The organism is Pseudolysinimonas sp., assembly GCF_044239695.1.
Lineage (GTDB): Bacteria > Actinomycetota > Actinomycetes > Actinomycetales > Microbacteriaceae > Pseudolysinimonas_A.
Map to the genome: position 1 here is coordinate 1 of NZ_JBIIAW010000003.1, position 26,822 is coordinate 26,822.

General features: G+C 68.7%; 26 protein-coding genes, 2 tRNA genes and 1 pseudogene. 11 read left to right on the forward strand and 18 right to left on the reverse strand.

Going from position 1 to position 26,822, the window contains the following annotated elements; all coding sequences use genetic code 11:
- Positions 1-324, forward strand: a 324-nt coding sequence (locus ACILQS_RS00835) for a helix-hairpin-helix domain-containing protein (protein ID WP_395638200.1), incomplete at its 5' end; no start/stop codon positions are given.
- Here ACILQS_RS00835 and ACILQS_RS00840 read toward each other — a convergent pair.
- The 11 genes from ACILQS_RS00840 to dnaA all read right to left on the reverse strand — a co-directional run bounded on the left by ACILQS_RS00840 (position 321) and on the right by dnaA (position 11,782).
- Entirely contained in the window at positions 321-743 is a 423-nt protein-coding gene (locus tag ACILQS_RS00840; protein WP_395638201.1) for a GNAT family N-acetyltransferase, read from the reverse strand. The two genes, ACILQS_RS00835 and ACILQS_RS00840, sit on opposite strands and share 4 nt — an antisense overlap.
- Before the next feature lie 4 nt (positions 744-747).
- Positions 748-820, reverse strand: a tRNA-Ala gene (locus tag ACILQS_RS00845).
- Between the two features lie 134 nt (positions 821-954).
- A tRNA-Ile gene (locus ACILQS_RS00850) sits at positions 955-1,028 on the reverse strand.
- 51 nt (positions 1,029-1,079) lie between these two features.
- A complete protein-coding gene (locus ACILQS_RS00855; RefSeq protein WP_395638202.1) occupies positions 1,080-1,484 on the reverse strand; it encodes a DUF3566 domain-containing protein in 405 nt (134 codons plus the stop codon).
- A gap of 2 nt (positions 1,485-1,486) precedes the next feature.
- Positions 1,487-4,033 carry a DNA gyrase subunit A gene (gene gyrA / locus ACILQS_RS00860; RefSeq protein WP_395638203.1) on the reverse strand — a complete coding sequence of 849 codons (2,547 nt, stop codon included), beginning with the start codon at positions 4,031-4,033 and terminating at the stop codon, positions 1,487-1,489.
- Entirely contained in the window at positions 4,033-6,009 is a 1,977-nt protein-coding gene (gene gyrB / locus ACILQS_RS00865) for a DNA topoisomerase (ATP-hydrolyzing) subunit B (RefSeq protein ID WP_395638204.1), read from the reverse strand. Before gyrB ends, gyrA begins: the two co-directional genes overlap by 1 nt.
- A 146-nt stretch (positions 6,010-6,155) precedes the next feature.
- Positions 6,156-6,659 (reverse strand): DUF721 domain-containing protein, encoded by a 504-nt coding sequence (locus ACILQS_RS00870; RefSeq protein ID WP_395638205.1) that lies wholly within the window; start codon positions 6,657-6,659, stop codon positions 6,156-6,158.
- Positions 6,656-7,846, reverse strand: a complete 1,191-nt coding sequence (gene recF, locus ACILQS_RS00875) for a DNA replication/repair protein RecF (RefSeq protein ID WP_395638206.1) — start codon at positions 7,844-7,846, stop codon at positions 6,656-6,658. The genes ACILQS_RS00870 and recF overlap by 4 nt, the downstream gene beginning before the upstream one ends.
- A 25-nt stretch (positions 7,847-7,871) precedes the next feature.
- Positions 7,872-8,756, reverse strand: coding sequence for a phosphogluconate dehydrogenase (NAD(+)-dependent, decarboxylating) (gene gnd, locus ACILQS_RS00880; RefSeq protein WP_395638207.1), 885 nt, complete (start codon positions 8,754-8,756; stop codon positions 7,872-7,874).
- A gap of 24 nt (positions 8,757-8,780) precedes the next feature.
- Entirely contained in the window at positions 8,781-9,926 is a 1,146-nt protein-coding gene (dnaN, locus tag ACILQS_RS00885; protein ID WP_395638208.1) for a DNA polymerase III subunit beta, read from the reverse strand.
- Between the two features lie 443 nt (positions 9,927-10,369).
- Positions 10,370-11,782, reverse strand: a complete 1,413-nt coding sequence (dnaA, locus tag ACILQS_RS00890) for a chromosomal replication initiator protein DnaA (RefSeq protein ID WP_395638209.1) — start codon at positions 11,780-11,782, stop codon at positions 10,370-10,372.
- Between the two features lie 271 nt (positions 11,783-12,053).
- On the opposite strand from dnaA, the gene rpmH reads away from it, so the two are divergent.
- The 8 genes from rpmH (at position 12,054) to ACILQS_RS00930 (ending at position 17,045) form a co-directional block, all read left to right on the forward strand.
- Positions 12,054-12,191, forward strand: coding sequence for a 50S ribosomal protein L34 (gene rpmH / locus ACILQS_RS00895; RefSeq protein WP_386739959.1), 138 nt, complete (start codon positions 12,054-12,056; stop codon positions 12,189-12,191).
- Between the two features lie 8 nt (positions 12,192-12,199).
- On the forward strand, positions 12,200-12,553 hold the full coding sequence (rnpA, locus tag ACILQS_RS00900) for a ribonuclease P protein component (protein WP_395638210.1): 354 nt from the start codon (positions 12,200-12,202) through the stop codon (positions 12,551-12,553).
- Positions 12,550-12,861 carry a membrane protein insertion efficiency factor YidD gene (yidD, locus tag ACILQS_RS00905; protein ID WP_395638211.1) on the forward strand — a complete coding sequence of 104 codons (312 nt, stop codon included), beginning with the start codon at positions 12,550-12,552 and terminating at the stop codon, positions 12,859-12,861. The genes rnpA and yidD overlap by 4 nt, the downstream gene beginning before the upstream one ends.
- A 7-nt stretch (positions 12,862-12,868) precedes the next feature.
- Complete coding sequence (gene yidC / locus ACILQS_RS00910; RefSeq protein WP_395638212.1) at positions 12,869-13,858, forward strand: membrane protein insertase YidC; 990 nt, start codon at positions 12,869-12,871, stop codon at positions 13,856-13,858.
- A complete protein-coding gene (locus tag ACILQS_RS00915) occupies positions 13,855-14,418 on the forward strand; it encodes a protein jag (RefSeq protein WP_395638213.1) in 564 nt (187 codons plus the stop codon). The genes yidC and ACILQS_RS00915 overlap by 4 nt, the downstream gene beginning before the upstream one ends.
- A gap of 95 nt (positions 14,419-14,513) precedes the next feature.
- Positions 14,514-15,140 (forward strand): 16S rRNA (guanine(527)-N(7))-methyltransferase RsmG, encoded by a 627-nt coding sequence (gene rsmG / locus ACILQS_RS00920; RefSeq protein WP_395638214.1) that lies wholly within the window; start codon positions 14,514-14,516, stop codon positions 15,138-15,140.
- 67 nt (positions 15,141-15,207) lie between these two features.
- Positions 15,208-16,089 (forward strand): ParA family protein, encoded by an 882-nt coding sequence (locus ACILQS_RS00925; protein WP_395638215.1) that lies wholly within the window; start codon positions 15,208-15,210, stop codon positions 16,087-16,089.
- Positions 16,089-17,045 carry a ParB/RepB/Spo0J family partition protein gene (locus ACILQS_RS00930; RefSeq protein ID WP_395638216.1) on the forward strand — a complete coding sequence of 319 codons (957 nt, stop codon included), beginning with the start codon at positions 16,089-16,091 and terminating at the stop codon, positions 17,043-17,045. The genes ACILQS_RS00925 and ACILQS_RS00930 overlap by 1 nt, the downstream gene beginning before the upstream one ends.
- Before the next feature lie 78 nt (positions 17,046-17,123).
- Here ACILQS_RS00930 and ACILQS_RS00935 read toward each other — a convergent pair whose 3' ends face one another.
- The 7 genes from ACILQS_RS00935 to ACILQS_RS00965 form a co-directional block, all read right to left on the reverse strand.
- The gene (locus ACILQS_RS00935) at positions 17,124-18,074 is read right to left on the reverse strand and encodes a D-alanine--D-alanine ligase (protein WP_395638217.1); all 951 of its coding nucleotides are present in this window, start codon (positions 18,072-18,074) and stop codon (positions 17,124-17,126) included.
- Positions 18,075-18,081: 7 nt separating this feature from the next.
- Positions 18,082-19,383, reverse strand: coding sequence for a PLP-dependent aminotransferase family protein (locus tag ACILQS_RS00940; RefSeq protein ID WP_395638218.1), 1,302 nt, complete (start codon positions 19,381-19,383; stop codon positions 18,082-18,084).
- 83 nt (positions 19,384-19,466) lie between these two features.
- Entirely contained in the window at positions 19,467-19,886 is a 420-nt protein-coding gene (locus ACILQS_RS00945) for a hypothetical protein (protein ID WP_395638219.1), read from the reverse strand.
- Between the two features lie 115 nt (positions 19,887-20,001).
- A complete protein-coding gene (trxA, locus tag ACILQS_RS00950) occupies positions 20,002-20,328 on the reverse strand; it encodes a thioredoxin (RefSeq protein ID WP_395638220.1) in 327 nt (108 codons plus the stop codon).
- Positions 20,329-20,393: 65 nt separating this feature from the next.
- A complete protein-coding gene (gene trxB, locus ACILQS_RS00955; RefSeq protein WP_395638221.1) occupies positions 20,394-21,395 on the reverse strand; it encodes a thioredoxin-disulfide reductase in 1,002 nt (333 codons plus the stop codon).
- 86 nt (positions 21,396-21,481) lie between these two features.
- Positions 21,482-23,092, reverse strand: coding sequence for a murein biosynthesis integral membrane protein MurJ (murJ, locus tag ACILQS_RS00960; protein WP_395638222.1), 1,611 nt, complete (start codon positions 23,090-23,092; stop codon positions 21,482-21,484).
- Positions 23,089-24,807 (reverse strand): DUF6049 family protein, encoded by a 1,719-nt coding sequence (locus ACILQS_RS00965; RefSeq protein WP_395638223.1) that lies wholly within the window; start codon positions 24,805-24,807, stop codon positions 23,089-23,091. The genes murJ and ACILQS_RS00965 overlap by 4 nt, the downstream gene beginning before the upstream one ends.
- A 70-nt stretch (positions 24,808-24,877) precedes the next feature.
- On the opposite strand from ACILQS_RS00965, the gene ACILQS_RS00970 reads away from it, so the two are divergent.
- Both ACILQS_RS00970 and rpsF read left to right on the forward strand, forming a co-directional pair.
- Positions 24,878-26,311 (forward strand): CCA tRNA nucleotidyltransferase, encoded by a 1,434-nt coding sequence (locus ACILQS_RS00970; RefSeq protein WP_395638224.1) that lies wholly within the window; start codon positions 24,878-24,880, stop codon positions 26,309-26,311.
- A gap of 112 nt (positions 26,312-26,423) precedes the next feature.
- Positions 26,424-26,786, forward strand: a pseudogene (gene rpsF / locus ACILQS_RS00975) (30S ribosomal protein S6); the annotation flags it as partial.
- Between the last annotated feature and the right edge of the window lie 36 nt (positions 26,787-26,822).

Sequence of the window (26,822 nt, forward strand, 5' to 3'; positions counted from 1 at the left end):
CGGCGCGCCGGCTCCCCGCCCCCGCCGACCGCTCACGCGCCGCGCACTCCGGCGGCTGAGCCTGTCGAAGCCCCCGCCGCCGCCGCTGCCACCACGGTCGACGTGAACTCGGCGACCGTCGACGAGTTCCGCACCCTCACCGGCTTCACGAAGAAGCGCGCGGAGGCCGCCGTCGCCGCCCGTCTCGGCCGCACCCGCTTCGCGTCCGTGCAGGAGTTCGCGGATGACCTCGGGCTCCAGCCGCACGAGCTGGCGCGCATCCGCGACCGCCTCACCTGCTCGCGGCCGCGCCGGAAGTCGTTCGGGCGCCGGGTGGATCTCTAGCCGACCGGTCGCACCCAGCGGCGCCACTCCGGCTGCTTCGCGAAGCCCTCGGCGATCCACAGGCTCTGCCCGAGCTCGTTGTTGTCGAGAACCATCGCGTCGATGCGGCTCGCTCCGAGTGCGACGAGCCGACGCTCGGCGCGGGTGAGCAGCTCCCGACCGATGCCCTGGCGCCGCACCGACGGATGCACCGCGAGTCGATAGAGGTGCGCGCGCCAGCCGTCCCAGCCCGAGATGAGAGACCCGACGACGCGCCCGTCGACGACGGCGAGCTCGAGGGCCTCCGGGTCACGCGCGATCACGGCGGCGAGTTTCGCGGCGTCGTCGGCCGGTCGCGAGTCGTTCTCGGCCGCGACGTCCCACAGGTCGAGCACCTCGGCGATGTCCGTCTCGACGGCGGAGCGAAAGACGACATCCATCGGGTGGAGCCTAGGGGAATCGAACCCCTGACCTCCTGCTTGCAAAGCAGGCGCTCTACCAATTGAGCTAAGGCCCCGCGCGCCCCGCTGAAAGCGGAGGCGATTTCTCGCCTCCGCTGCGGCGCCAGCGCTCGGCGCCGTCCCGGCGCCCAGGTCACTCAGGCGCGGATGCGGAGGTGAAACGACGAAGTCCCCTCGCGGGGACTTCGAGTGGGGATACGAGGACTTGAACCTCGGACCTCTTCGTTATCAGCGAAGCGCTCTAACCGCCTGAGCTATATCCCCGAGCGGCTCGGATCCCGACGGGATCTGGGCCGAGAGTCAGAGTATCAGGCTCTAGGAGTTCTGGAATCCGACCAGCAGCCCGCCGGTGAAGCGCACGCTGAGGTTGTACAGGAATCCGCCGACCGCACCGAGCGCGGTGCCGACGATCGTGTTGAGCAGCGCGATGATCACCGTGAAGATCAGCACCTGGCCGATGCCGAAGCTGTTGGTGATGGCGAAGTTGTCGTCGCCGATCATGTCCCGCAGCGTCTCGTCGAGGGTGTCGAAGATTCCGGTGGAGGCGAGCACGACCCAGATCAGCACGCTCGCGACGATCAGCACGATGCCGAGGCAGAGCCAGACCAGGAACGACAGCTTCACGAGCGACCAGACGTCGAGGTACACCAGCTTCAGGCGTACCTGACGGCTCGTCGTCTGGCGCATCTCTTTGCGCTGAAGTTTCTCGGCGACGCTCATCGCTACTCCTGGTCCTCTCCGTCGACCGCGGGGGCGGGCTCGGTGCTTGCGTCCGGGGCCTCGGTGTCATCGACGGTCTCGATGTTGCGTTCGCTGTTTTTCGCGATCGCGATGATCTTGTCGTCGTCGTCGAAACGCGCGAAGACGACGCCCATCGTATCCCTCCCCTTGGCGGGAACCTCGGCAACGGCTGAACGTACGACCTTGCCGCCGGCGAGCACGACGAGCACCTCGTCGTCGTCCTCGACGATCAGCGCGCCGGCCAGGTCGCCGCGGGTCTCGGTGAGCTTCGCGACCTTGATGCCGAGGCCGCCGCGGTTCTGCACGCGGTACTCGGTGACGGCGGTGCGCTTGGCGTAGCCGCCCTCGGTGACGACGAACACATACCCCTCGTCGGCGACGACGGAGGCCGACAGCAGCGCGTCGCCGCCCCGGAAGTCCATCCCCTTCACGCCGGAGGTGGAGCGCCCCATCGGGCGCATCGCCGAGTCGGTCGCCGCGAACCGGATCGACTGTCCCTTGCGCGACACGAGCAGCACCTCGGTGCCATCCTCGACGAGCATCGCCGAGACCAGCTCGTCGCCGTCGCGGAGGTTGATCGCGATGATGCCGCCGGTGCGGTTGGTGTCGTACTCGGTGAGCGCCGTCTTCTTGACGAGCCCGCCGCGGGTGGCGAGCACGAGATAGGTCGCCACCGAGTAGTCGCGGATGTCGAGCACCTGTGCGATCTGCTCGTCGGGCTGGAGTGCCAGCAGGTTCGCGACGTGCTGACCCTTCGCGTCTCGGCCGGCCTCCTGGATCTCGTACGCCTTCGCGCGATAGACCCGGCCCTTGTCGGTGAAGAACAGCAGCCAGTGGTGGGTCGTGGTGACGAAGAAGTGCTCGACGACGTCATCCGCCCGCAATTGCGCGCCCTTCACGCCGCGGCCGCCGCGATGCTGGGAGCGGTAGTGGTCGCTGCGGGTGCGCTTGACGTATCCGCCGCGGGTGATGGTGATGACCATCTCCTCTTCGGGGATGAGGTCTTCGACGCTCATGTCGCCGTCGAAGCCCATCAGGATCTCGGTGCGACGGTCGTCGCCGAACTTCGCCACGATCTCGGTGAGCTCGCTCGTGATGATCTCGCGCTGCCGCACCTCGCTGGCGAGGATCGCGCGGTACTCGGCGATCTCCAGTTCGAGTTCGGCGAGACGGTCGAGGATCTTCTGGCGTTCGAGCGCCGCGAGCCGGCGCAGCTGCAGCGCCAGGATGGCATCGGCCTGGAGCTCGTCGACATCCAGGAGCTTGATGAGCCCCGTGCGGGCGGCGTCGACATCGGACGAGCGCCGGATGAGGGCGATCACCTCGTCGAGCGCGTCGAGGGCCTTCGCGTAGCCGCGCTGGATGTGGGCATCCGCTTCGGCCTTGTCGAGGCGGAACTGGGTGCGCCGCACGATGACTTCGATCTGGTGGGCGATCCAGTACGAGATGAACCCGTCGAGCGCGAGGGTGCGCGGCACGCCGTCGACGATCGCGAGCATGTTCGCGCCGAAGTTCTCCTGCAGCGAGGTGTGCTTGTAGAGGTTGTTCAGCACGACGCGGGCGACGGCGTCGCGCTTGAGCACGATGACGAGGCGCTGACCGGTGCGACCCGAGGACTCGTCGCGGATGTCGGCGATGCCGGCGAGCTTGCCCTCCTTGACCAGGTCGGCGATCTTCACCGCGAGGTTGTCGGGGTTGACCTGGTACGGCAGTTCGGTGACGACGAGGCAGGTGCGGCCCTGCAGCTCCTCGACCTCGACGACGGCGCGCATCGTGATCGAGCCGCGACCCGTGCGGTAGGCGTCCTGGATGCCACGGATGCCGAGGATCTGCGCGCCGGTCGGGAAGTCGGGGCCCTTGACCCGCTGGATGGCGGCCTCGAGCAGCTCTTCGCGCGTCGCGTCGGGGTGCTCGAGCGCCCAGAGGGCGGCCGAGGCGACCTCGCGCAGGTTGTGCGGCGGGATGTTCGTCGCCATGCCGACCGCGATGCCGACGCTGCCGTTGACGAGCAGGTTCGGGAACCGCGCCGGCAGCACCGTCGGCTCCTGCGTGCGACCGTCGTAGTTGTCCTGCATGTCGACGGTGTTCTCGTCGATGTCGCGCACGAGCTCCATCGCGAGCGGAGCCATCTTGGTCTCGGTGTACCGGTGGGCGGCGGCGCCGTCGTTGCCCGGGGATCCGAAGTTGCCCTGGCCGAGCGCGAGCGGGTAGCGCAGCGACCACGGCTGCACCAGTCGCACGAGGGCGTCGTAGACCGAGGAGTCGCCGTGCGGGTGGAACTGACCCATCACGTCGCCGATGACGCGGGTGCACTTGCTGAACGCGCGGTCGGGACGGTATCCGCCGTCGTACATCGTGTAGATCACGCGGCGGTGCACGGGCTTGAGCCCGTCGCGCACGTCGGGCAGCGCGCGCCCGACGATCACGCTCATCGCGTAGTCGAGGTAGGAGCGCTGCATCTCCAGCTGGAGGTCGACGGGCTCGATCTTGTCGTGCCGGTTCGGGTCGAGCCCGGTGGTGTCTGCCATCAGATATCGAGGAACCTAACGTCTTTGGCGTTCTGCTGGATGAAGTTGCGGCGCAGTTCGACGTCGTCGCCCATCAGCGTCGCGAAGACGCTGTCGGCGATCGCGGCGTCGTCGAGCGTGATCTGGCGCAGCGTGCGGGTCTCGGGGTTCATCGTCGTGTCCCACAGCTCCTGGTGGTTCATCTCACCCAGACCCTTGTAGCGCTGGATCGCCGACTCCTTCGGCAGGCGCTTGCCGTTCGCCTTGCCGTTCTCGACGAGGGCGTCGCGCTCGGTGTCGGAGTAGACGTAGTCGTGCTCGGCGTTCGTCCACTTGATCCGGTAGAGCGGCGGGGCGGCGAGGTAGACGTAGCCGAGCTCGATGAGCGGCCGCATGTAGCGGAACAGCAGGGTGAGCAGCAGGGTCGTGATGTGCTGACCGTCGACGTCGGCATCCGCCATCAGCACCACCTTGTGGTACCGCGCCTTCTCGCCGTCGAAGTCCTCGCCGATGCCGGTGCCGAAGGCGGTGATCATCGCCTGGATCTCGGCATTGCCGAGCGCGCGGTCGAGCCGCGCCTTCTCGACGTTGAGGATCTTGCCGCGCAGCGGCAGGATCGCCTGGGTGCGGGGGTCGCGGCCGGTCTTCGCGGAACCGCCGGCCGAGTCGCCCTCGACGAGGAAGATCTCGCTCTCGGTCGGGTCCTTGCTCGAGCAGTCCGACAGCTTGCCCGGCATCCCGCCGCCTTCGAGCAGGCCCTTGCGCCGGGTCTGCTCGCGCGCCTTGCGGGCGGCGAGGCGCGCGGTCGCGGCCTGGATCGACTTGCGGATGACGTCGCGCGCCTGGTTCGGGTTGCGCTCGAACCAGTCGGAGAGCTGGTCGCCGACGACACGCTGGACGAACGACTTCGCCTCGGTGTTGCCGAGCTTGGTCTTCGTCTGGCCCTCGAACTGCGGCTCGGAGAGCTTGATCGAGATCACGGCGGTGAGACCCTCGCGCACGTCGTCGCCGGTGAGGTTCTCGTCCTTCTCCTTGAGCAGGCCCTTCTCGCGCGCGTACTTGTTGACGAGCGTCGTCAACGCGGCGCGGAAGCCCTCCTCGTGGGTGCCGCCCTCGTGGGTGTTGATGACGTTCGCGTAGGTGTGGACGCTCTCGGAGTAGGCGGTCGTCCACTGCATGGCGATCTCGAGGGCCATGTGGCGCTCGGTGTCCTCGGTCTCGAAGGAGATCACCTCGTCGTGGATGACCTCCGCCTTCTTGGCGTTGTTGAGGTACTCCACGTAGTCGACCAGGCCGCGTTCGTAGAGGAAGGTGTCGGCGCGCTTGCTCTCCTCGCCCTCCTCGAGCGGACGCTCGTCGACGAGCGAGATCGTCAGGCCCTTGTTGAGGAAGGCGGTCTGCTGGAACCGCGTGCGCAGCGTCTCGTAGTCGAACTCGACGGTCTCGAAGATGTCGGCGTTCGGCCAGAAGGTGATCGTCGTGCCGGTCTCGTCGGTCGCCTCCTCCTTCGCGAGCGGGGCGTCGGGCACACCGATGTGGTAGCTCTGCCGGTAGGCGTTGCCCTGCCGGCGCACCTCGACCTCGAGCTGCGACGAGAGCGCGTTGACGACGCTCGAGCCGACGCCGTGGAGGCCGCCGGAGACGGCGTACCCGCCGCCGCCGAACTTGCCGCCGGCGTGCAGCACGGTCAGCACGACCTCGACCGTGGAGCGCTTCTCGACCGGGTGGATGTCGACCGGGATGCCGCGGCCGTTGTCGACGACGCGCAGCGCGCCGTCGGCGAGGATCGTCACGGCGATCGTGTCGCAGTAGCCGGCGAGCGACTCGTCGACCGCGTTGTCGACGATCTCGTAGACGAGGTGGTGCAGGCCCCGGGGACCGGTCGACCCGATGTACATACCGGGGCGCTTGCGGACGGCTTCGAGGCCTTCGAGGACTTGGATGTCCGAGGCGCCGTAGTTCGAATCGGCTTCGCCCTGACGCGAGGTGTTGCTCATGGGGAGGTGGCTCCTGCCGCGGTCGTGCTCGACCGCCGGAAAAGCCGGCCGGCCAAGTAGTCGATTCTATCCCGCGAAGCGGGTCCAGACCGGGCGATTTCGCGATCTGAGGGGTTTTCCTTGCGCGGTCGACCAGATTTGCCTTGTCAACCGTAGGTATCGCGTGGACCCCGCCCTTGAACCGCCTTGGGGCCGTGTTTCCAGGAGGGGGCGTGGGGGGCGAGAAAGCGCGCGGTTTCGACCCCGGCCGCCGGGAACAGCTCGGCGATGCTGTTCAGGACGGTCGCCGACATGATCCGCAACTGCTGCGCCCAGGCCGTCGAGTCGCATTGCACGGTCAGCACCCCGTCCTCGATGCCGATCGGGGTGGCGTGCGCAGCGGTGTCGGCGCCGACGATGTCGGGCCACGACACGAGCAACTCGGCGCGGGCGAGCGGAGACTCCCACCCCCGCGCCGACGCCATCCCGCTGAGCACGTCGCCGAGGCCGCGCGGGTCACGGCCGAGCCCGTAGGGCTCGCTCGCGGCGGCGTCAGCCGCCCGGCGGCGGCGGCGGCCGTCGGTGCTGCGCAGCTCGGGGTCGCCGAACAGTCGGCGCAGTCGGCGGTACACCGCGATGTGCTCGGGAACCTTCTCTTCGGGCTCGCTCACGCGTCCTCCCCAGGCGGGGCGTCATCAGGGCGCCCGGCGTGCAGGATCTGCCCGGCTCGGATGTGGACGGTGTGCACGCGGAGCGCGTCCGGTACGTCGCCGAGCACCGCCGCCGTGATGAGCACCTGTTCGTAGCCCGCGATCCCGTCAGCGAGCCGTGCCCGTCGGGACTCGTCGAGCTCGGCGAACACGTCGTCGAGGATGATCACCGGATCCCCGAGCGGCGAGTCCGCGCGCAGGGTCGCGGCCGCCGCCAGCTTGAGGGCGAGCGCGAACGACCAGGACTCGCCATGACTGGCGTAGCCCTTCGCCGGCAGCCCGTTGAGGGTGAGCACGAGATCGTCGCGGTGCGGGCCGACGAGGGTGAGCCCGCGATCCAGCTCCTGCCGCCTCACCCGGGCGAGCGCGGCGGTGAAGGCCTCGCGCACGTCGGCCGGTTGCAGAACCGTGGGGATGCCGACATCCTCTGCGTCGTCGTCCGGGATGTCGCCCAGGATGCTGAGCCGCGCGGCGAGGTCGGCGCGCTGGTCGTCACCCGCGATCCGTCGGTAGGCGTCGGCCACGTGCGGGCGGATGCGGTCGATCAGCGCGGAGCGCTCGACGACGATCTGGGAGCCGAGGTCGCTGAGCCGTTCGTCCCAGACCTCGAGCGTCGAGAGCTGGGATTCCGCGACCCGGGCAGAACGCACCGACTTCAGCAGGGTCGTGCGCTGGCGCAGCACGCGCTCGTAGTCGCCGAGGACGCCGGCGAGCCGCGGGCTCAGCTGCACGAGGAGCTGATCGAGATAGCGGCGCCGCCCGCCCGGGTCGCCACGCACGAGCGCGAGATCCTCCGGCGCGAACAACACGCTCGTCGCGTAGCGCGGCAGCTCGCGCGGCTTCGTCGCGACGCGGTTGACCTGCGCGCGGTTCGCACCCGAGCGGTTGATCTGCACCTCGACGAGTACCGATCGGTCGGCGTGTTCGAGTCGCGCGCGCACGATCGCGGCATCCCGTCCCGCGCGGATGAGGGCCTGGTCGGTCGACACCCGGTGCGACCCGAGCGTGCTCAGGTAGCCGATCGCCTCGACCAGGTTCGTCTTGCCCTGTCCGTTGCGGCCGACGAACAGGTTCGGGCCGGCGACCAGGTCGACGTCGGCGATCTCGTAGTTGCGGAAGTCACTCAGCGAGAGATGGGTGACGATCACGGGACGATTCTGCCCGTGAGAACCGTCACGCCTTGCGGACGGCGTGCCCGCCGAACTGCTTTCGCAGCGCGGCGACCGCCTTCATCGACGGCGAGTCCTTCTGGCGCGAGACGAAGCGCGCGAAGATCGCCGCGCTGATCGTCGGCACCGGCACCGCGTGGTCCAGCGCGTCGTGCACCGTCCACCGACCCTCGCCCGAGTCCTCGACGTAGCCCTCGATGTCGGCGAGTTCGGGATCGGCTTCGAGCGCCTTCACGAGCAACTCGAGCAGCCAGCTGCGCACGACGGTTCCGCGTTGCCAGGCCTTGAAAACGCCCGGAACATCGTGGATCAGGTCGTCCCGGGCATCCATCAGTTCGAAACCCTCGGCCCACGCCTGCATGAGCGCGTACTCGATGCCGTTGTGCACCATCTTCGAGTAGTGACCTGCGCCGACGGAGCCGGCGTGCACGAATCCCTCGTCGCGCGGTCCCTCCGGACGCAGGGCGTCGAAGACCGGCAGCAGTTCTTCGATGTCGGCCGGGTCGCCGCCGGCCATGAGCCCGTAGCCGTTCTCGAGACCCCAGATGCCGCCGGAGACGCCGCAGTCGACGAAGCGGATCTTCTTCTCGGCGAGCTGCGCGGAATGCACGGCGTCGTCGGTGAATCGCGAGTTGCCGCCATCGATCACGAGATCGCCCGGCTCGAGCACGGCCGACACGTCCGCGATGACCTGGTCGGTGATCGCTCCCGACGGGACCATGATCCAGACGACTCGCGGCGCCGGCAGCGCCGCGGCGAGCGCGGCGAGATCCGCGACGTCGGTGACCTCCGGGTTCGGGTCGTATCCGGTGACCTCCACGCCTCCGCGCCGGAGGCGCTCGCGCATGTTGCCGCCCATCTTGCCCAAGCCGACGAGTCCGATGTGCATGGAAGTCAGCTTGTCACGCGCTCATCAGCGCAGCAGCAGATTCGGCTGGAGGAGGTACTTGTAGTTGTCGGCTCCGGGCTGGTCCTTGGAGGACTGGCTCGTGATGAGCACGGGGCCGGGCTTGTTCGGGTTGTCGGTCTTCGTGAACGAGATGCGCACGTACTCGGAGTGCACCGCCCCGAGACCGTCGAGGAGGAACGACGGCTTGAGCGACACGACGGTGTCCTCGCCGTGCAGGTGCCCTTCGATCGTCTCCGAGGCCTGGGCGTTCTCCGCGCCGGCGGCCTCCAGGGTCACCCCGTCGATCGTGAACGAGAAGCGCAGTGCCGCCTCACGCTCGAGCACGAGGGACACCCGGCGGGTGGCCTCGACCAGGTCCGCGGTGTTCACGACGGCGTAGTTCTCGACCGACTCCGGGAAGAGCCGCTTGACCGGAGGGAAGTTGCCCTTGATGAGCAGCGACGTGACGGTCTTCTTGTCGGCGCTGAACGCGATCAGTTCGCGATCGTCGCCGCGTGCGATCGTCACCGAGACGGTGCCGCTGTGGGCGAAGGTCTTGCCGATCTCCGAGAGCGTGCGCGCCGGGATGAGCGCGGTCGTGCCCTCCGCGGTCGTCGCGCCGGAATCCCAGTCGATCTCACGCACGGCGACCCGGTAGCGGTCGGTCGCGACGAGCGACAGGTTGTTGTCGCCGACCTCGAGTTGCACGCCGGTGATCACCGGGGTGACGTCATCACGGGACGCCGCAACGGTGACCTGCGCGACGGCCGCCGCGAAGTCCTCGGCCGGGAGTACGCCGGTGCGTTCCTCGACCTGCGGCAGGGTCGGGTATTCCTCGACCGGCATGCTCCCCAGGGTGAACTTCGCGGAGCCGCACTGCACCGCGATCTTGCCGTCGACGGTGGAGAACTGCACGGGGGCGTTCGGCAGGCGGCTGGCGATGTCGGCCAGCAGCCGCCCGGAGACCAGAGCGCTGCCCGACTCGTCGACGTCGGCGGAGATCTCCGTTCGCGACGAGACCTCGTAGTCGAAGGACGACAGCACGAGCACGCCGTCGTTCGCCTCGAGCAGCACACCGCTGAGGATGGGCTGCGTCGTGCGCTGGGGGAGCAACTTGACCGCGAACGACACAGCCTCGCTGAAGACGTCCCGGTTGACCTGGAACTTCACGGAAGGACTCCTTGTTCGCCGCAGCAGAGCCGGCTGATTCACGAAAGCGGGTGGAAACCCGGGTGGGCCAGGATTTCACATCGATCCTGGCACAGGAAGAGCCGAGCGGTTTCTGGCACCTCGGGCGGCGCCGAGAGGTTGTCGAACAGCCGAAATGAGAAGAGAGAGCTAATCCTCTTAACCGGTGTTGACATGTGGATAACCGGCGACGATCCCTGTCGCACGTAAGGAACTACAGCGGTGTGAGTTGCGGAGTAGCTGTGGAGGCCGAGCCCGGCATCGGTGGAGAACGCGCAACCCGTGCCGGGAGTTCCACAGTCGGACGGGCAGATGTCCACATTTCGTCCCCGCGCGGCGCGGGAGTTATCCACAGAGTTTCCACACCTTGTGGACTCCGCCAGATCGAAGACTGGTTCGTCTAGTCCCCCGTTCGGGGGCAGACCTCACAGCTTGTTGAAGCGTTGATTCTGTTTGATGCGGGTGGTGAGCTCGGTGACCTGGTTGTAGATCGACCGGCGCTCCTTCATCAGCTCGCTGATCTTCTTGTTCGCGTACATCACCGTCGTGTGATCGCGGTTGCCGAACAGTTGCCCGATCTTGGGCAGGGAGAGGTTCGTCAGCTCGCGGCAGAGATACATCGCGATCTGTCGCGCGGTGGCGACCGCCTGCGACCGACTCGACCCGTAGAGGTCGTCGACCGAGAGTTTGAAGTACTCGGCCGTGTGATTGATGATGTCGACCGGCGCGATGACGTTGTCCTCATCGAGGGTGATGAGGTCCTTGAGTACCGTCTGCACGAGCTGCAGATCGACCGGGGTGCGGTTCAGGCTCGCGAACGCGGTGACGCGGATGAGCGTGCCCTCCAGCTCGCGGATGTTGCTCGACACCTTCGTGGCGATGAACTCGAGGATCTCATCGGGCGCCTGCAGCTTCTCGCTCTGCGCCTTCTTCCGGAGGATCGCGATACGGGTCTCGAGGTCGGGTGCCTGCACATCGGTGATGAGACCCCACTCGAAGCGCGACCGCATCCGGTCTTCGAAGCCGGTGAGGAACTTGGGCGCGACGTCGCTCGTGATCACGACCTGCTTGCTGTGATCGTGCAGCGTGTTGAAGGTGTGGAAGAAGGCCTCCTGCGTCTCCACCGCGCGCTGGAGGAACTGGATGTCGTCGATGAGCAGGATGTCGATCTCGCGGTAGCGCGACTGGAACGCGGCCGACCGGTTGTTCTGGATCGAGTTGATGAAGTCGTTCGTGAACTCCTCGCTCGACACGTAGCGCACCCGGATGCCGGTGTAGAGGTTCTCGGCGTAGTGGCCGATCGCGTGGAGGAGGTGGGTCTTGCCGAGGCCGGAGTCGCCGTAGATGAAGAGCGGGTTGTACGCCTTGGCCGGCGCCTCCGCGACCGCGACCGCGGCGGCGTGGGCGAAGCGGTTGGATCCGCCGATGACGAAGTTGTCGAAGTTGTACTTCGGGTTGAGCCGGGAGTCGCTGCGCCGGCTGCTGATGTCGCCGATCGCGGTCGCCGGTTCCGGGGCCGTGATCCCCAGGTCTCCGCTCCCCAGATCGGCGACCGGGGTCAGGGTGGCGGCCTGCATCTCGGGATTGACCACGATGGCGAAGTTGACGACCTCTTCGGCGGCACCGGTGATCGCTTCGATGAGAGGAACGCGGATGCGCTGCTCGAGCATCCCGCGCGTCAACTCGTTCGGCACCTCGAGGTAGAGCACGCCATTGAGGACGCCCTTGGCTTCGACCAGGTTCACGAAGCCATGGAGCTGCGGGGTGATGCGCTCGTCCGCTCCGAGCAGGGAGAGCACGGAGGACCACAACTCGCGGGTCGGATCGGTCTCGGTCATGCCCTCATCCTGGAATGCTCACTCGGTTGTACACAGGGTTATCCACCGATCTGATTCCTGTGGACGACGGAGTTCACCTTAGTTCGCGGCGGGCGGCAGAGGTCAACCAGAAGTGAGAAGGTGGGGAGGAGCTTCCCTACCGGCACAGCGGTCGTTTGACCAGGGGGCGCGCTGACCGTATCTTTAATCAGTTCACCCGCGGTCGTCCGTGGGACCTACCTGATCTTCCCGGCCCGCCGAACGCATCGGCCGCCGGGCGTGGAGACCAATCATGACCAAGCGAACCTTCCAGCCGAACAACCGTCGTCGCGCCAAGGTGCACGGCTTCCGCCTCCGCATGCGCACGCGCGCCGGCCGCGCCATCCTCGGTGCCCGTCGTCGCAAGGGGCGCACCGAGCTCTCCGCTTAAGAGCCTCCGTGCTCGCCAGGGCGAACCGAGTGGTGCTCCCTGCGGACTTCCGAGCCACCGTTCGTCGAGGACGGCGCGCGACCACGGCCTCCGCGGTGTACTACCGACTCGCCACCGACCCCGCTGCGCCCGCGCGCTTCGGGGTCGTCGTGTCGAAGGCGGTCGGCAACGCCGTCGTCCGCAACCGGGTGCGCCGTCGGCTGAAGGCCCTCGGGCGCGGCCGTATCGATGCAGGTCACCGCGGTGAGGACGTCGTGATCCGGGTGCTCCCCGGAAGCGCGCAAGGGTCCTGGGATAGTCTCTCCGCCGACATGGATGCCGTGATCCCCGCCCCTCAGGCTGGAAACTCCCCCACCGCATGATGCGCGCCCTCACCTTCCTCTGGCTGCTGCCGCGCAACGTCTGCGTACTGATCCTGCGCGGCTACCGCGCCGTGATCTCGCCGCTCTACGGCGACGTCTGCCGCTACTACCCGAGCTGCTCCGCCTACGCGCTCGGCTCGATCCAGCAGCATGGCGTGATCAAGGGCGTGGCCCTCGGTTCCTGGCGACTGCTGCGCTGCCACCCCTGGGCGAGAGGCGGCGTGGATGATGTCCGCGTCGCGTCCGTCCCCCGTTACCGCATCACGAACTTCGGCTTCGTCATCCCGGCGAGCTTGGGAAAGGCCTGACACCACCGTGGACATCTTCGGTTTCTTCAATTCGCTGCTGTGGCCCATCAAGTGGGTCATCGAGGCGATCCTCGTGGGTTTCCACACGCTGCTCGACGCGCTCGGCATGGACCCGGCGGCCGGTCTCACCTGGGTGCTCTCGATCGTCGGCCTGGTGCTCGTCGTGCGTGCGGCCCTCATCCCGATCTTCGTTCGCCAGATCAAGAGCCAGCGCAAGATGCTCGAGGTCGCCCCGCAGCTCAAAAAGATCCAGGACAAGTACAAGGGCAAGCGCGACCAGTTCTCGCGCGAGGCCATGCAGCGCGAGACGATGGACCTCTACAAGAAGGCGGGCACCAACCCGTTCGCGTCGTGCCTTCCCCTGCTGATCCAGATGCCGATCTTCTTCAGCCTGTTCTCGGTGCTCAACGAGTCCAAGCCGCAGGCCGACGGCAGCTACAAGGCCGGCGTCGGCCTGCTCAACCAGGAGCTCTCGGAGCAGTTCGGCAGCTCGTCGCTTTTCGACATCGCGCCGCTGCGCCACAGCATCCAGTCCGCGCTCGCGGCCAACCCGGTCGAGACCGTCGTGATCGTGATCGCGGTCGTCATGGTCGTACTGATGACCGCGTCGCAGTTCATCACGCAGCTGCAGATCATGTCGAAGAACCAGTCGCCGGAGATGAAGGCGAGCCCGATGTACCGCCAGCAGCGGATCCTGCTGTACATCCTCCCGCTGGTGTTCGCCTTCTCCGGTTTCGCGTTCCCGATCGGCGTCATGTTCTACTGGCTGACCTCGAACGTCTGGACGATGGTGCAGCAGTTCCTCGTCATCCGGAACATGCCGACCCCCGGCAGCGAAGCCGCCCTCGCCCGTGAGGCTCGCCTCGCGAAGAAGCGCCGCAAGAGCATGACCGAAGACGCGGCCATCCTCGAGGAGATCGTCGAGGAGCCCAAGAAGATCCAGCGGCAGCAGCCGGTGGGCAAGAACCGATCGAAGAAGCAGGGCGGACGCCGATGAGCGACACCACCGAGACCCCCACCGTCGACGAGGCCGAGGCCGTCGTGGAGAGCGAGGGCGCGACCGAGGACGCCGCGCAGGGCGAGCTGTCCGAGCAGGACGTCATCGACGAGGGTGACGCCGCCGCCGATTACATCGAGGAACTCCTCGACATCGCGGACATCGACGGCGACATCGACATCGACGCCCGCGGTGGCCGCGCCTACCTCTCCGTCTCGGCGACCGGTGACTCCAACCTCCGGCTGCTGTCCAAGCCCGACACCGTCGCGGCGCTGCAGGAGCTCACACGTCTCGCGGTGCAGAACAAGACCAGCCGCTTCTCCCGGCTCATCCTCGACATCGGCGGCTCGCGGGATGCCCGCGCCACCGAGCTCGCAACGCTCGTCGATCACGCGATCACGCGCCTCGAGGGCGGGGCGGCCACGGCGTCGCTGCCCCCGATGTCGAGCTACGAGCGGAAGGTCGTGCACGACATCGTGGCGGAACGCGGCTACACCTCGGAGTCCGAGGGCGAGGGCCGCGATCGCCACACGGTGATCACCGCCCGCGCTGGAGCATAGAGCGAGGCCATTTCCGGCCTCGCCCCAGCGCCCCAGCGCCGACGTGCGTCTGGGGCGTCGGGCAAGGTTTCACGTGAAACATTGGTGGACATGACGTGATCGTGGAAGACGAGCCTCCGTACGCGGCCGAGCTGTTCGGCGACCGCATCGACGTCGCACGCGCCTTCACCGCGGACCTCGCACGCTTCGGCGAGGAGCTCGGCCTGATCGGTCCACTCGAGGCCGAGAGGCTGTGGTCGCGACACGTAGTCAACTGCGTGTTGATGGCTCACCTGCTGCGCCCGGGACGTGTCGGCGACGTGGGCAGTGGGGCGGGTTTGCCCGGCCTCGTGCTGGCGATCGCTCGTCCCGACGTGGACATGGTGCTCATCGAGCCGATGGAGCGCCGCACCGACTGGCTCAGCGCCGAGTCCGAACGACTCGGTCTGACCAACGTCACGGTCGCGCGGGGGAGGGCGGAAGAGATCCGACCCGAGCCGCTGCTCGACCAGGTCACCGCCCGTGCGGTGTCGGCGCTGAGCAAGCTCGTCCCGCTGTGCGCGCCCCTCCTCAAGCCCGGTGGGGAGATGTTGTTCATGAAGGGCGCGCGGGTCCAGGATGAGGTCGTCGCGGCGGAGAAGGCTCTTCGCAAGGCTCGCATCCGCGACGCCGAGGTGCTCGTTCTGGGCGAGGGGATCGTGCCCGAGGTCACCCGGGTCTTTCGGGCTAGTCTGGGTCACTGATCTGAGCCGGCCCTCCGCCGCCGATGTTTCACGTGAAACACACTCCGCATCACCTTGAAAGGCCTCTGTGAGCACGTTCGACCCTTCCACCCCCCTGGCCCAGGAGGTCGCCGATCTGACGCGCCGCCGCCTCGCTCTGGCCGACGCCACACTTCCCGTCCCGGCGGAAACCCGGATCTTCACCGTCGCCAACCAGAAGGGCGGCGTCGGTAAGACCACCACGACCGTCAATCTCGCCGCCGCCCTCGCCCAGGGCGGAGCGCGGGTTCTCGTCATCGACCTCGACCCGCAGGGCAACGCCTCGACGGCCCTCGGGGTGGAGCATCGCGCGGAGGTCGAGAGCGTCTACGACGTCATCGTGGGCGACGCCCCGATCCGGGACGCGGTGCAGCAGAGCCCGGAGTTCCCCGGTCTGTGGTGCCTTCCCGCGACCATCCACCTCGCCGGCGCCGAGATCGAGCTGGTCTCGCTCGTCGCCCGTGAGCAGCGTCTGCGCACCGCGCTCGAGATCTACCTCGGTGAGGTCGAGGACATGTACCACTACGTCTTCATCGACTGTCCGCCGTCTCTGGGCCTGCTGACGATCAACGCCTTCGTCGCGGCCAAGGAGGTGCTCATCCCGATCCAGTGCGAGTACTACGCCCTCGAAGGCCTGAGCCAGCTGCTCGACAACATCAAGCTGATCCAGCGTCACCTGAACCCGAAGCTGGCGCTGTCCACGATCCTGCTGACGATGTACGACTCGCGAACCAACCTCGCCAACCAGGTCGTCGACGAGGTGCGCGAGCACTTTCCCGCCGAGACGCTGACGACCGTCATCCCGCGCTCGGTGCGCATCTCGGAGGCGCCGAGCTACGGGCAGAGCGTCATAACCTACGACGGCAACTCGCCGGGATCGCTCTCCTACCGTGAGGCGGCGTCCGAGATCGCGCACCGGAGCGTCGTCTGATGGCGGCTGCTCCCAAGCGCACCGGCCTCGGCCGGGGGATCGGCGCCCTCATCCCGACCGCCCCCGTCGACGACACGGGCGGCAACGAGCGTCCCGTCGACGTCTTCTTCGGCTCCGAGAGCGACCTCGTCGCCGTGCCCGGCGCCCGGCTCGCCGAGCTGGACCTCGGCGACATCGTCCCGAACGCCCAGCAGCCGCGCACCGAGTTCGAGCCGGAGGCGCTGCGCGAGCTCATCGTCTCGATCCGCGAGTTCGGTGTGCTGCAGCCGATCGTGGTGCGCCCGCGTGCGGGAGCCGCGCCCGGGGAGCCGCAGTACGAGCTCATCATGGGCGAGCGCCGATTCCGCGCGTCGAAGGCCGCCGGACGCTCCACCATCCCCGCCGTCGTCAAGGACACGGCCGACGAGGCGATGCTGCGCGACGCGCTGCTGGAGAACATCCACCGCGCGCAGCTGAACCCGCTGGAAGAAGCGTCGGCCTACAAGCAGTTGCTCGAGGACTTCGGGATCACCCAGGAGCAGCTCGCCGATCGCATCGGACGCTCACGCCCGCAGATCACCAACACCATCCGGCTGCTCAGGCTGCCGGAGAGCATCCAGACGAAGGTCGCGGCCGGCGTACTGACCGCGGGCCACGCCCGTGCCATCCTCTCGGTCGGCGACGAGCCGGGGATGCGGAAGCTCGCCGACAAGATCATCAACGAGGAGCTGTCGGTGCGAGCCGCGGAGGCCGCGGCCGGGCTGCTCGCGCCGCCCAAGCCGAAGACCGCCAAGCCCACCGCCGGCAAGCGTCAGGACCACCTCGGCGAACTGGGGGAGCGCCTCGGCGACAAGCTCGACACCCGGGTGAAGATCGCGCTCGGGGCCTCGAAGGGCACGATCACGATCGACTTCGCGTCGGTCGCCGACCTCCGGCGCATCTTCGAGGTGCTCGGGGTCGACTCCGCGGTGGATTGAGACCACTTCCGCCCAGGTGACCGACGCCCGGGACGGGCGTCGGCGCACGACCGCGCGGAGGCGCGAAAGCGCCTCCGCCTACAGCGTGTTGTGCGCAGCTTCGGCCAGGCGGGTGTAGACCCAGCCGAGGTCGTGGCCGGCGGCCTCGAGTGCCTGCGGGAGCAACGAGGTCTCGGTGAGGCCCGGCAGCACGTTGGCCTCGAGGAACCACGGCGTCCCCGCCCCGTCGACGATCAGGTCGACGCGGGAGAGGTGGCGCATCCCGAGCGCGACATGCGCCGTGACGGCCGTCTCCGCGGCGCGGGCGGTCACCTCGGGCGAGAGGCGGGCGGGGGTGTAGAACCGCGTCTCGCCGGCGTTGTAGCGCGCCTCGAAGGAGTACACGCCCGACAGCGGTTCGATCTCGACCGCGGGCAGGGCGACCGGGCCGTCACCGGTGTCGATGACGCCGACCGCGATCTCGGTGCCGGTGATCTGCTGCTCGACGAGGGCGACGTCCCAGTAGGTGTAGGCCTCGACCATCGCGCGCGGCATGGCGGGGCGCTCGGTGACGATCGTGACGCCTTGCGCCGAGCCGCCCTGGGCGGGCTTCACGACGAGCGGCACGGGGAGCTCGTCGTCGATCGCGGCGAAGATGGCGTCGGCACCGAGCTCGCGGAAGGCGTCGCGCCCGAGCGTGATCGATCGGGGAGTAGCGACGCCGGCGCGGGCGACGATGATCTTGGCGGTGGGCTTGTCCCAGGCGAGCCGGGCGGCGGAGGAGTCCGAGCCGACGAAGGGAACGCCGAGGAACTCCAGGAGACCGCGCAGGGCGCCGTCTTCGCCGCTGGCGCCGTGCAGGGCGGGCCAGACGGCATCCGGTCGGTTGTCGCGGAGGTAGGCCAGCAGGGTGGCATCCGGATCGCGCAGCTCGACCTCGAGGCCGTGTTCGAGCAGGCTGTCGGCGACCTGCCGGCCGCTGCGCAGCGAGATGTCGCGCTCGTGGGAGATGCCGCCGGCGAGGACGACGACGCGCTTCAGGGCACTCACGGCGCCCTCAGCCGGCGTACGGGGGCAGGACGCCCTCGGGCTCGGCGGGCAGGGTGGAGACCGGACCGGTCTGCTGGAACTCGTTGAGCAGCGCCAGCTCGCCGTTGATGACGATCGCCAGCCGGCGGATGCCTTCGCGGATGAAGTCGGGCGTCGGGTAGCAGAACGAGAGCCGCATCGCGTTGCGGCCGGCCCCGTCGGCGTAGAACGCGGTGCCGGGAGTGTAGGCGACGAGCTCCTTCACGGCACGGGGGAGCATCGCCTTCGAGTCGAGGTGCTCGGGGAGTCGCAGCCAGACGTAGAAGCCACCCGTAGGCACCGTCCACGACAGGGTCGGCAGTTGTTCGGCGAGCGCTCCGAGCATCGCATCGCGGCGTTCCCGGTAGACGCCGCGGAAGGTGTCGATCTGACCCTTCCAGTCGGCCGAGCCGAGGTACTCCGAGATCACGGTCTGCGAGAACGACGACGGCGACAGCACGGCGGCTTCGTTCGCCAGGATGAGCTTCTCTCGAATGGCGTGCGGGGCGACCGCCCAGCCGACTCGGAAGCCGGGCGCCAGGGTTTTCGAGAACGTGCCGAGGTAGATGACCCCGTCCTCTTCGATCGAACGCATCGCGTGCGGGGGAGCCTGATCGAAGTACAGCAGTCCGTAGGGGTTGTCCTCGAGCACGAGGATGTCGTTCTGGCGGGCGATCTCGAGGATCTCCATCCGCCGCGCCCAGGGGAGCGTGACCCCCATCGGGTTGTGGAACGACGGGATCGTGTAGAGGAACTTGATCGTCTTACCCGAGGCCTTCACGCGCGCGATCGTCTGCCGCAGCGCCTCCGGCTCGAGGCCGTCGTCATCCATCGGCGAGTGCACGACCTCGGCCTGGAACGACTTGAACACCGTGATGGCGGTCACATAGGACGGGCCCTCGGCGAGCACGACGTCGCCCGGGTCGAGGAAGAGTTTCGCGACGAGTTCCAGCGCGTGCTGCGAGCCCGTCGTCACGACGAGGTCGTCGACGCCCGCATGGATGCCTTCGAGCGCCATGACCTCGAGGATCTGCTCGCGCAGCTGCGGCATCCCCTGCCCTGAGCCGTACTGCAGCGCGGTCGCCCCGCGCTCGCGCACCGTGCGCTCGACCGCACCGGTGAGCAGCTCCTGGGGGAGGGCCGAGACGAACGGCATGCCGCCGGCCAACGAGACCACCTCGGGGCGGCTGGCGACGGCGAACAGGGCACGGACCTCGGAGGCCGACAGGCCGGCCGTACGGGCGGCGTACAGCCCGCGCCACGGATCCATGTTGTTGCCCTGCATCTGCATGGACGACAACGTTACCGGGCGATCCCCGGCGGGACCCGTCCCCCGGACGGGGAACGGGCCAGAACTGACTGACTGGCCCGCGACTACTTCTTGATGGCGACGCCGCGTGAATCCCTGGGAACCTTCGCCGAATAGATAGCGAACCCCGTGATCGAGAGTACGAGGGCAGCTACAGGGACCGGGCTTGCCAGCCACCACCATCCACCCCACGTCAAGACGAGCCACGCGGTCGAGACCGTAATGACGGCCAGAAGGACTGAAAGCACGATGCCGGGTACGTGCCGCCGAGCAGTCGAACGAAGCGCAAGGTCGTCGACCTGCTCTTCGATGCGAAGCATGAGCGAGCTCCGCGCTTTCCCCGGCGGCAGAGCGTTGTGTATTTCAACCATCTTGGAGATCGGGTTCAGCGGATCGCGATATAGACGAGGCGCCCCGATAATGGCGCTGCCAATGGCGGCAGCCGCCGCGATGATGCCAACGATGAGGGTGACCGGGCTCTCCACACCCGCAATCTAGCGAGTGGGTGTGACAACTTCGCCGACTCGCGCCCCCCGGAGAACGCCAGATGCCCCCTCCCGGGCGGAAGGGGGCATCCGAAAAAGCCTGGTCAGAGGCCTGTTACGCGAGGAACTCCGCGAGGTCGGCCTCGAGCGCCGGCTTCGGCTTGGCGCCGATGACGCGCTTGACGACCTCGCCGTTCTTGAAGACGTACATCGCCGGGATCGAGGTGATGCCGTACTTCTCGGCGGTGGCCGGGTTGTCGTCGACGTTGAGCTTGACGATGTCGAGCTTGTCGGCGTTCTCCTCGGCGATCTTGTCGAGGATGGGCGACACGGCGCGACACGGGCCGCACCACTCCGCCCAGAAGTCGACCATGATCGGCTTGTCGGACTTGAGGACGTCGGCCTCGAACGAGGCGTCGGTCACATCCCTGGCGCTGGACATCTGTTTCCTTCTTCCTTCTTCAGGTCTGCTGATGCCAACCGCGGGGCGCGGTCGGTCATTCCGGGTCAGGCGGAGATGATCGCGGGGTCCGGCACCGGCGCAGCGGGCTCGCGCGGGTCGCCGCCGGCCGCCACGAGGAGGTCGTTCGGCAGGTCGGCGAGGTAGTGCTCCGCGTCGAGCGCCGCGACCGTGCCCGAACCCGCCGCGGTGATCGCCTGCTTGTAGGTCGGGTCGACGACGTCGCCGGCCGCGAAGACGCCGGGGATGTTGGTGCGCGACGATCGGCCCTCGACGGCGATCGTGCCGGCCTCGGTGAGGTCGAGCTGGCCGTGGATGAGGTGGGTGCGCGGGTCGGAGCCGATCGCGACGAACATGCCCTGCACGTCGAGCGTGGTCTCGGTGCCGGTCTCGGTGTCGACGATGCCGATGCCGGTGACCTTCTCGTCGCCGTAGACGTGCGCGACCTCCTGGTTCCAGAGCACCTGGATCTTGGGATCGGCGAACGCGCGCTCCTGCATCGCGACCGAGGCGCGGAAGGCATCCCGGCGGTGCACGAGGTAGACGGTGTCGGCGAACCGAGTGAGGAAGGTCGCCTCCTCGAGGGCGGAGTCACCGCCGCCGATGACCGCGACCTTCTTCTGCTTGAAGAACGCCCCGTCGCAGGTGGCGCACCACGAGACGCCGTAGCCGGAGAGCCGGGTCTCGTCGGCGAGCCCGAGCTTGCGGTACTCCGAGCCCGTCGCGTAGATGACGGCGAGGGCCTCGACCACGGTGCCGTCGCCGAGGTGGATCTTCTTGACGTCGCCGGCGAGTTCGACCTTCGTCACGTCGTCGTAGACGATCTCGGCGCCGAACCGCTCGGCCTGCGCCTGCATCTTCATCATCAGGTCGGGACCCATGATGCCGTCGGGGAAGCCCGGGAAGTTCTCGACCTCGGTGGTCTTCATCAGCTCGCCGCCGAACTCCACGCTCGAGGCGATCACGAGGGGCTTGAGGTTCGCGCGCGCGGCGTAGATCGCGGCGGTGTACCCCGCCGGTCCTGAGCCGATGATCACGATCTGACGCATGGCGAAGCCTGCTTTCCGGAGCTCGCGCTCACATCCACCTGGTGCAACACATCCTAGGTATCCGTTATTTCTGAACCGGTTGCCGTTCAGTTTCGTCTGATGAAAGACACGGTGCCGCGCAGCTCCGGCGCGCGCGTCACGGCGAGCACGAGAAGGAAGACGAGGATGCCGACCACGCCGACCGCCGCCGTCGTGACGATCCCCTCCAGACGTCCCGCGGTCGCGAACCCGCCCGGGGCGAACCCGCCGAGCAGGGCCAGCACGCCGACCGCCGCTGCGGCCGCGGGGATCGTCGCGAGGGCGAAGATCCCGAAGCGCCGCACGATGCGACGCCCTCCGCCGCCGAGCCGCCGACGGAGGATGACGGCGCCGGCGAGGGCCTGCACGATGACGGAGAGGGAGGTGACCAGGCCGATGCCCGCCGCGATCCATGCCGACGGCGCGGCGAGGAGGGCGAGCGTGCCGGCGATGAAGAGTGCGGCCTGCACGACCTGGAGCAGGAACGGGGTGCGGGTGTCGCCGAGGGCGTAGAACGCGCGCTGCACGACGTAGAGGCTGCTGAACGGCACCAGACCGACGAGGAAGCCGAGGAGCACGATCGCGATCACCCGCGCCTCCTCGTCGCCGTCGGCGAAGAACCGCGCGAACGGCACCGCTGCCGCCGCGAGCGCGGCACCGGCTCCGGCCACCAGCATCCCGATCGCCCGCAGCGACGCGGAGAGGTCCGCGCGCAGGGCCGGGATGTCGGCATCCCGCACGGCTGCGGCCATCCGGGTGAAGTAGGGCGTCGCGATCGAGATCGCGATGATCGAGTGCGACAGCATGAAGATCAGCCAGGTGACCCGGAGCACGGCGAGCGAGGCATCGTCGGGGTTGGCGGTCGAGGCGACGTTGGTCTGCACCAGGTTGGTGAGCTGCACGACGAGCACCATGCCGACGACCCAGCCGGCCGCCCGCGCGGGGGCTCCCAGCCCGGCCCCTCGCCAGCGGAAGTCGGGTCGGAACCGCAGGCCGGTCCGACGCCAGAAGAACAGCAGCAGGATCGCCTGGAGCGCCACGCCGAGCGTCGCGCCGCCCCCGAGCACCGCGATGCGGTCCGGACTCCACTCCGCTGCCGCGTCGTGCGCCGGCACGACGCCGTACAGCGCGGCGAACAGCGCGAGGGTTCCGATCATCACGACGTTGTTGAGGGCCGGAGCCCACGCCGCCGGTCCGTAGATGCCGCGGGCATTGAGCACCTCGCCGACGAGGGCGTAGACGGCGTAGAAGAAGATCTGAGGGAGGCACCAGTAGGCCAGCGACACCGCCAGCTCGAGGCCGCCTCCGGCCAGGGCTCCTTCTCGGCTGGCCAGGGCGTAGAGCCGCACGATCAGCGGCGCCGCGAAGGTGGCGGCGATCGTCGTGACCAGGAAGGCGGCGACGCCGAGGGTCACCAGCCGGTTGACGAACGCCTGCCCGCCGTCGGCCTGCGTGGCCGCCTTGACGATGTGCGGCACGAGCACCGCCTGCAGCAGGCCCCCGGCGACGATGGCGTAGATGTAGGTCGGCAGTTGATTGGCGAGGGCGAAGGCGTTCGGTCCCGGCTGGGTGACGCCGATCACGGCGGCGAGCACCGCCGCGTTGGCGAAGCCGAGGAGGCGCGACAGGATCGTGCCGGACGCGAGAGCGGCACTCGCGCGTCCGACGGTCGCGCTCACTCGGTCTCCTGCGATCCGCCCGGCTCGGTGGCCGCCCGCTCGGCGACGGCCCGGCGGCGGCGCACGACGACGTTGCGGACGATCCCGACGGCGAAGACGATCGCCAGGACGGCGAAGACGATGAGTCCGACCGTCTCCCACTGCGCCTGCAAGTCGGCGTCGAAGCGCCGGGACTGCCCGATCGGGGTGCCGGTCGAGGGGCTCGAGAGGCTCACGTCGACCACCACGCGGCCGTTGGTGATCGCCTGCGCATCGAGGCGGACCGTCTTCGACGATCCCGGTTCGATCGTCACCTCGGCCGGGCTGTCGATCTGCAGCAGCGGACGCAACGGGCGGGCATCCAGTCGCACGGTGACGGCGAAGTCGAGCGCATTCGCGATGCGGATCGGGATCGAGGTGCTGGTGCTCGCGACGAACAGGCTGCCCGTGTCGACGATCTCCACCGACCCCAGGATTTCGGCGGACCGCTCGAGGAACACGTCGGCCTGCGCCTGCCATTCCGGATCGGCGACCTCCTGCACGCTCAGGAGCGCCAGCAGCTGCAGGCGCCGAGGAGCGGTGAGGAGCAGAGGATCGCTCAGGATGCTGGCGAACAGGTCCTCCGCCTGCAGCACGGCGGTGAGGCCCGGGGTAGCCAGCACGTGTGCGCCTGCGGCGCCGTCGACCACGGACGCCGGGTCGGCGGGGCCCGACAGCACGTCGGAGAGCCCGACCATCCGCGTCGTCTCGCGGGCCTCGATCGCACCGAACGCCTCGTCGAGTCCGTAGAACTTGAACGTCGACAGCCGGTCGAGGGTGAGCACGACGGAGCGACCCGGATGAGCGGCCCCGAGTCCGTCGAGCGCCGCGCCCAGGCGGGTGAGCGCCTGCTCCCGCGTCGCGTCGTCGATCGAGGTGCTCGCCTCGCGCAGCAGCTCGGAGGCGGCGGAGTCGGCGACGAGCCCCCGAATCTCGCCGAGATCGGCGAGGGCGCCGCCCGTCTCGGAGAGGTTGCCGGAGTTCAGCAGAACCGCCTCGTAGCCGGCGGCATCGTAGGCGGCGAGGTCGGCCGCCGCGGCGGAACCGGAGGCCGGCCAGGCGATCGCGGGGAGCGCGGCGGGCCAGGCGAGCAGCTCCTCGGTGCTCGGGAGCGGTGGCGGGTCCCCGGCACCCGCGTCGGCGGTCTCGGTCGGGGTCGGCGTCGGGGTCGGCGTCGGGGTCGCGGTCAGCTCCGGTCCGAAGTTCGCCGGGTCGATGGCGAACCCGAAGTCGAGGGCGGTCGCGAGGTCGAGCGACCCGTTCCGGGCCAGCGCCGTCAGGTCGGCGTCGGCGTAGCCGAGCAGGAAGACCTCGTTCGGCGCCGCGGCGAGCCGGTCGAGCCAGGCGAGTGCGGTGGGCGGAGCCGTCGAGCCCAGCACCCGGATCGAGGCGAGGATCATCGGATCGAGCGCGATCGTCGCCGAGGTCGCCAGCAGCTCGTCGAGTTCCCGGGTGAGGGTTCCCGACGGGGAGGTGGCGGTCTCGAGCGTCTCGGCGCCGAGCATCCCGTCGTCTCCGGCGCGGAGCGTGATCGGAACCACCACGCTGATCTCGATCGGGGCGGACACGGCCCGCGGTGCGGCGAGGGCCGGGCCGGAGATGATCGCGGGGGCCAGAACGACGGCGAACGCGAGGGCCGCGGCTGCCGCGCGGTGACGCGCGGGCAGGGCGCGTCCCTGCTCTCGCGCGGCCGACATGACCCCGAGCTTAAGCGTCTGCGGGCCGCCGAGTCGCGTCATCCTCTGCCGCGCCGGGGACAATGGGGGGATGGACAGTGTCGCGGAGGCGATGGAGCGCTTGCGCGAACTGAGCGCCCGGCCCGCGGTGGCGGAGCTCGCACGGCTCTTCGCCGACGCGGGGCACGAGCTCGCGCTCGTCGGCGGGACGGTGCGGGACGCCTTCCTCGGCCGCGGCCTCGGCGGCGACGACATCGACCTCGACTTCACGACCGACGCCACCCCCGAGCAGACCGAGGCGGTGCTGAGGCCGCTGGGCAAGACGCTGTGGGACACCGGTCGCCGATTCGGCACGATCGGCGTGCGCCTGGGCGGCTACCTCTGCGAGATCACGACCTACCGCAGCGACGCGTACGACGGCACGACGCGCAAGCCCGAGGTGCAGTTCGGTGACAGCCTCGAAGCCGATCTCACCCGCCGGGACTTCACCGTGAACGCGATGGCGCTCCGCGTGCCGGCGATGGTGCTCGTCGACCCGACGGGCGGCTTCGACGATCTGCTCGCGGGACGGCTGCGCACCCCCGGTGCTCCGGAGATCTCGTTCGGCGACGACCCGCTGCGGATGCTGCGCGGCGCGCGGTTCCGGGCGCAACTCGGGTTCGACCTCGCGCCCGAGGCCGCCGACGCGGCCCGGCGCATGGCGCCGTCGCTGGAGATCGTCGCGGCCGAACGCGTGCAGCAGGAGCTGGCGAAGCTGCTCCTGGCGCGCGAGCCCTCGGCGGGCATCCGCGTTCTTGTCGACATCGGACTCGCCGATCAGGTGCTGCCGGAGGTGCCGGCTCTGCGGCTCGAGATCGACGAGCACGCGCGCCACAAGGATGTCTACGAGCACAGCCTGACCGCCCTCGACCGCGCTCTCGAGCTCGAGCGCGAACGGGGACACGAGCCCGATCTCGTGCTGCGGCTCGCGGTGCTGCTGCACGACATCGGAAAGCCCGCGACCCGCGTGATCGAGCCGGACGGCGGGGTGACCTTCCATCACCACGACGTCCTCGGCGCGCGGCTGGCGACGAAGCGGTTGAAGGCCCTCCGCTTCGACAAGGCGACGATCGAGGCGGTCGCCGACCTCATCCGCCTGCACCTGCGCTTCTTCGGCTACGCCGAGGGCGCCTGGACCGATGCGGCGGTCCGTCGCTACGTGCGCGACGCCGGCGACCAGTTGGAACGGCTGCACATCCTGTCGCGGGCCGACGTGACGACCCGCAACAAGCGCAAGGCCGACCGCCTGGCCCACGCCTACGACGACCTCGAGTCCCGGATCGCGGCGCTCGCCGAGGAGGAGGAGCTCGCGGCCTTGCGACCCGACCTCGACGGCGAGCAGATCATGAGCATCCTCGGTCTCTCGCCCGGCCGCGAGGTCGGCGAGGCCTACCGGTTCCTGATGGAGGCGCGCCTGGATGAAGGTCCGCTCGGAGCCGACGAGGCCGAGCGCCGACTCCGGAGCTGGTGGTCGGCCCGCGGCTGACCTATGATCGACAGGTTGTCCGCCTTCCGGTTCCTCGAATCCGGGCGGGCACACGTCACAACCCTCCTGCCGTAGAACGACTACGGCCGCTGAGACCAGAGGAGGTGGGTTAATGACGCACCAGTATGAGCTGATGGTGATCCTCGATCCCGAGATCGATGAGCGCACCGTCGCACCCAGCCTGGACAAGTTCCTCAACGTGATCCGCAACGACGGCGGCACGATCGAGAACGTGGACATCTGGGGCCGTCGCCGCCTGGCCTACGAGATCAAGAAGAAGGCCGAGGGCATCTACGCCGTCGTCACCTTCACCGCGACCTCGGACGCCACCGTCGAACTCGACCGCCAGCTGAAGCTGTCCGAGGCCGTGCTGCGCACCAAGGTGCTGCGCGCCGAGGAGGCCGTGGCCCGCGTGGCCGCGCACGCCGTCGAAGAGGCCGCCAAGGCCGAGCGCAAGGCTGCCGCGATCGCCAAGAAGCCCGCCGCCCCGAAGGCCGAGGAGGCGCCCGCC